Here is a 5133-nt window from a genome sequence, read left to right as displayed (position 1 = left end):
GCCTGGTCCGCAGCTTACGATGCGAAGAATGATGACCGGGCAGGTGACTTTTGAGCCTATGAAGCAGAAAGAAAATGCCTCCGCGGAGCTATCAGCCGTGCGTCAGCTTGGTAGTGATAGTTATAGTAGCCATGAGACTGATCAAATTGTGTGCTTCAGAGTGATGGGTGAACTTTATTAAAATATGACTGTCAGAAATGCAGGAATAAATTATCTATAACGTATTGGCTCCACGTTCACTGACCATCTCATGCGCTAGCCATTAAGTCATGGATTTGACATTACAATAGAGGTCTCAATGCAAAATACTCAGTTTTATGAGCCTGATTATCAAAGCCCGATCACTTATTCCTGCAAGAATACCGGTGAAAAAAGCCCATCCAAGAGGTATTTCAAGGATATTGATGCTCTCGACACTTTGACCGAGACAAGGCCATTAGCCAAGCGCATCTGCCGCAGGCCTGATTCAGACTCTTCTGATCGTTCTCTTCTCAATCGACAACAGCTTGGGGGTAAGGGGATGTTTTTGCTGTGTATGCACCAAGCAGGCCTGGCTGTTCCGCCCTTCAGATGTGTTACAGCCAGTGTGACGAATGTTCTTGAACAACACACTTTTGATATCCATCGTTTGATCCCCTATCTTCCCGGCATAGTCGATGAACTTTGGGTTGAAACGGCCAGCCTGACGAACATCAGGGAATACCTCAATGGCTTGCTAGCTACAGAGCCATCCAAAAGGGCTAAGTGGCTGGCCGGTCTGGCGAAATTTGTTGCCAGTAATGACTTTTATGAACTGGTTAAAGATTCTGAAGCGGCCCGGCAGATCAGGGATCTGCGCTGTCAGCTGGACGAACTCTCCCCATCAGGGCCGGTGATGATCCGCAGTTCTGGCATCAATGAAGATAACTACGGCGATGCTCAGGCGGGCAAATACCTCTCTGAAGTTCAGGGAGAAGAAGATGTTTTTCGTACCTGCCTTAAAGTGATGGCTTCAGGTTACCGGCCTGAAGTTTGTTCGCAAGGCATACCGCAACCCATGGCGCTGATCATTCAGCAGTGCATTAACTGCCAATATGGCGGAGTAGTCATGAGTTTTCAGTCTTTTCAGGATGATACTATCAGGGTTGAGTATACACCCGGTCAGCCCAGAGGCGTATTGACAGGACAGTCCGGTAACACGCCTCACCGCATTGATATTTCATACAAAGCAGGCGCTGACCACTCTCAATACTATCGCGGAACGATTTCAAGTCACTTCATCCTGAACAAAAACACAGATAATAAAGGCTATTCAGAAACAAGAATTCTTGATACGGACACTCAATCAGACGACCTTAGTCAGCCACCCGGTAATGACATGCTTGATGAACTCAGGGAGATGGTGATAAAGCTCGAAGACCTTTTGCTCTGCCCCGTGGATGTGGAATTTGCCATCGATCATCAGGGCCGCCTGTTCCTGTTGCAGGTACGCCCTGTTACCCGACTCTCCGGGGACATGGATTTTGCTATGGCCATACCCGAAGACACTCTGGCCCTTGGCGAGGCCGTCAGCGAAGGCTATTGTACCGGACCCATCTGGTTGGCCAAAAAACGACAGGCAGACTCTATGCCAGACGGAGCCATTGTTTTGGCCCGACACGTCGAAGAATGGATGCTTGAGCCTGAGTTCCTGAAGCGGGCAGGGGGTTTTGTCATTGCCGAAGGTGGCTTCAATGATCATGTAGCGATTCTCATGAGACAGGAACAAAAAAGACTGTTGCTGGGCGGTGAGCAGTTTGCGGCCCTGGCCGCTCAGGATGGTCAGCAGGCGACGCTGGCCTGCGGCCGTTTTAATGGTAAGTCCGGAGCCTTCGTAGTTGCCGGTGACCTTACCGAAAAACTGGCCAGTCACATTAGCCTGTCACCTGCTGTTTTTGATGTCCCGTTGGCAAAAGCCGTCCCGTCACGGGATGATTTAACCCCCGATGAAGGCACATTCTGTCATGTTGTCAGCGGTTTTCAATGGCTAACGGATCAAAACGCCCGCCTGTTGGCATTTTTTGCTCCCGGCGGTGGGCTGGATGGTCTGGCAAACCCTATAAAAGTAAGTATGTCGCCACAGCGATCAAAGCTGCTGGCAGAATCTTGGGACAACATAAAGCGACTGGTTCATGGAGCCGAAGCCCTGTTGGACGGCTACCGGGCCTTTTTGCTGCTGGCGGATGACAAGGATTCACCCGAGGTTCAGCCATTGCTGGATGAGTTACAGCAAATAATCAACCGGTTCGAGACGCTGAAACAGACCATTCAATCGGGGTTAAAAACGATCATCCCTTCTCTGCAATCCAGCGAAGAAGACCGGTTATCATCGGGAACTTTTCGTCAGTGGGTGGCAGCCTGCCATCAGTTGCAATCCTGTCTTCAAACACTCCATCACTCTGAGGCCAGGCAGGTTTTGAGTGTCCATGACCTGATTTTTGCCCTGCATCAGTGCTTCATAAACGCGCTGGCACCGGTTACTCTGGCTTCTGGTCAGGGCAAGGTATCTATGGAACAGGAAGTCACTTATGTTGATTGCACTCCCTTGGGTGAAAAAGCGCCTCTTTTGACGCCGTCCTGCAGAGAATCCATCGAAAAATTAGGAGTTCAAGCCACTGTCGTCAGTATGGTTGATGCCATGATTGTTAATCTGGAGTTTGGCAATCATGTGGGCATTATCGAGCTGCTTGAACACGCTGAGGGTGGAAAAGGACGAACCTTGCGGCTGAAATTCTCTGACCAGTTTTATAATCCTGATGGCAGTGATCAACCCGGCAGGCTGAAGCGTATGTGGTTTCTGGTGCAGTTACTAAAAGCGATTGAACTGGATAAAAATGCTGATGGCATGAAGCTGAGTTGCAACGCCGTGGCGGGAGAAATTATCGTTGAATGCCCTCGAATGACAACCACTCAGTCCATGCACGGTGCCTTTAAGAAACTGATCACTGTATTAGATGCTATTGATGAGATGGAGATTCACTTGAGGTACAATGAAGCCATTTTTGAAGGAGGTCAATGGAACTTTAACTTTCTTGCACAACGTCTTAATAGCGATCCTGCGGCAGAAGCTGATAGATTTGCCTTTCAACATTGTCTTTTCTCAATGTTTTATTACAGATTTTTCTGTATGACGCCCGATTGGTGCCAGTTATTAAGCAGCCACCAACAACAGTTTATTGATCATAGCCAACGGTTAGCTGAATCGAAGGACAAACTTCAGGAAATGTTAATGAGTGGCGAGATCGGTGAGGATACCCGCAGGGAAATTTTATATCACCTATTACTCGTTGGTTCCCGAAAAGCTATTCCATTGTTTGAGTATTTTGATAACCGCCTGAAAAATGAATACTTTGTTATCAAACCACCCAGCACTTACAAGCTGGAGTTTTATGTTTCACCAGGTCAGCCGCTTCCGGATAATCAGGAAAAGGTCAGGAATGTTCTGCTGAAACATGGGCTGACCTATGCCAGCCAACGGGTTCGAAACGATAAAGACCTTGTATTACTCACCATTAAAGAACATCCGGGCGACCTGGAATATGCCAGCTCAGAACTTCGGGACCATGATGAGGTGGTAATGGCCGCTATCGCAAAGTGTCCAACAGCTCTGAATGATGCAAGCGAAAGAATCCGTGGCGATAAACACATTATCCAAATGCTGATTGCCGATAATGTTGGTCTCTTATCATATGCCAGTAAAAGTATATTGAATGATCGTGAGTATCTGCTGGACTTGATTAAACAGTATCCTCGTGCTTTTGTGTACGCTGATGATGAACTTAAAAATGATGAAGCCTTTATCAGGTCTGCAGTCCACAGAAACTCCAAAGTTCGTAAATACGTTCAGAAACCAGCATATGAGTTCTGATTCACTGTGCTGGTTCTTAAAATAGCTGTCTCGACAACGGCTGTTTTAGCGTAAACCACGGGGTTCACAGGCCTCTCACACCTCTTCTGATGAATTAACCGGACTCGATAATGCTGACATGATTGATCCGCATTGACTATCCTGCTGTATTAAGTGACAAAACAAGGGAGTGACTGTCTTTCAGCAACTGACTTATCAAGAGATATCTATGCAGCGATTATTCATCGTATTCATATTACTGACTGCGGGGCTGTCTGTGCTAACAGTGAACGCCGCCTGTCCTGACTGTAAAGAGTTTTCAAACCAAGGTGCAGAGGGCGGCATTTGCCCTAATTGTGGAGAAACAAACTCTCTCAGGTCAAATCAGGGTGTCTATGGGTTATGCGAGTTGCTGTTAGAGCTATTGAATGATGAAACAGACAACCAGACCCTAACTGCAGTGAATATACTGAGCGTTGCGAGTGACTGTTTAGACGGTAGTCAAGTCACACTGACTGAGAGACTGAGCAATGAAATACAAACGTTCAGAGAACGATCTGAATTCATGCAGTGCCAGATTGACAGAAACCTTCCTGAAGGAAACCGTGAAGGGTTTGCCAGCTTGTTTAGTCCTGAAGATCTCACCATTTTTTTCTCCCTTATTGAGGCAAGTGGGATCACCGATATTGGTTTAGATCAGCTTGAGAAAACCTTCTTTATCAGAATTGGCTGGCTGTCGATCTCAGTAAAAGCCGAGCTGGCAAGTTATGACTGGAAGCAACTGAGGAATGAGAGGCGTTTTTTTGCTTACCTCTATTATATCTTGCTGCGGCAACAGCAGGCTCATCTGGAGGCGGATGATAGTCTGGTCAAACGATTGAGTGTCTACTTACTGGATTATGGGAAGGGAGATGAGAGACGTATTCACCCTCTTTTTGCTCCTGAGCACGTGAAATTTGACCCTTATATTGAGTCTTGTGTTATTCCTTCATCGGTGCTTGACATGACAAGTTCATGGCGGTGGAAGTGGCTTAGTCAATATCTCAATCCGCAGGGTTGGGCTATGACGTTTCTGAAACCACAGGATTGGATTTTAAGATTCCTGCAAGCAGGACGCTGGAACTTTCTGGGACGCTTTTATATATCGGATGGAACCTCGTCCTATCAATTGCCAGAACCTAACTCTGGTATCTGGATTTTGCTGACTTTGAACGACGATCAAACGGTCACTTTGTTCACTAATCATGGAATGGGCATGATAACAGTCA

3 protein-coding genes are annotated in these 5133 nt (G+C 47.0%); all 3 read left to right on the top strand.

What is annotated here, in order from left to right:
• Nucleotides 1–181, top strand: a 181-nt coding sequence (locus tag KDK19_RS16740) for a hypothetical protein (RefSeq protein WP_257292409.1), incomplete at its 5' end; no start/stop codon positions are given.
• Nucleotides 182–298: 117 nt separating this feature from the next.
• A complete protein-coding gene (locus KDK19_RS16735) occupies nt 299–3886 on the top strand; it encodes a PEP/pyruvate-binding domain-containing protein (RefSeq protein ID WP_257292408.1) in 3588 nt (1195 codons plus the stop codon).
• A gap of 208 nt (nt 3887–4094) precedes the next feature.
• On the top strand, nt 4095–5133 hold a 1039-nt coding region (locus tag KDK19_RS16730), incomplete at its 3' end, for a hypothetical protein (RefSeq protein WP_257292407.1).

It is taken from the genome of Endozoicomonas sp. ONNA1 (assembly GCF_024606325.1).
Taxonomy (GTDB): Bacteria; Pseudomonadota; Gammaproteobacteria; order Pseudomonadales; family Endozoicomonadaceae; genus Endozoicomonas_A.
This window is presented reverse-complemented; position numbering and strand designations above follow the sequence as displayed.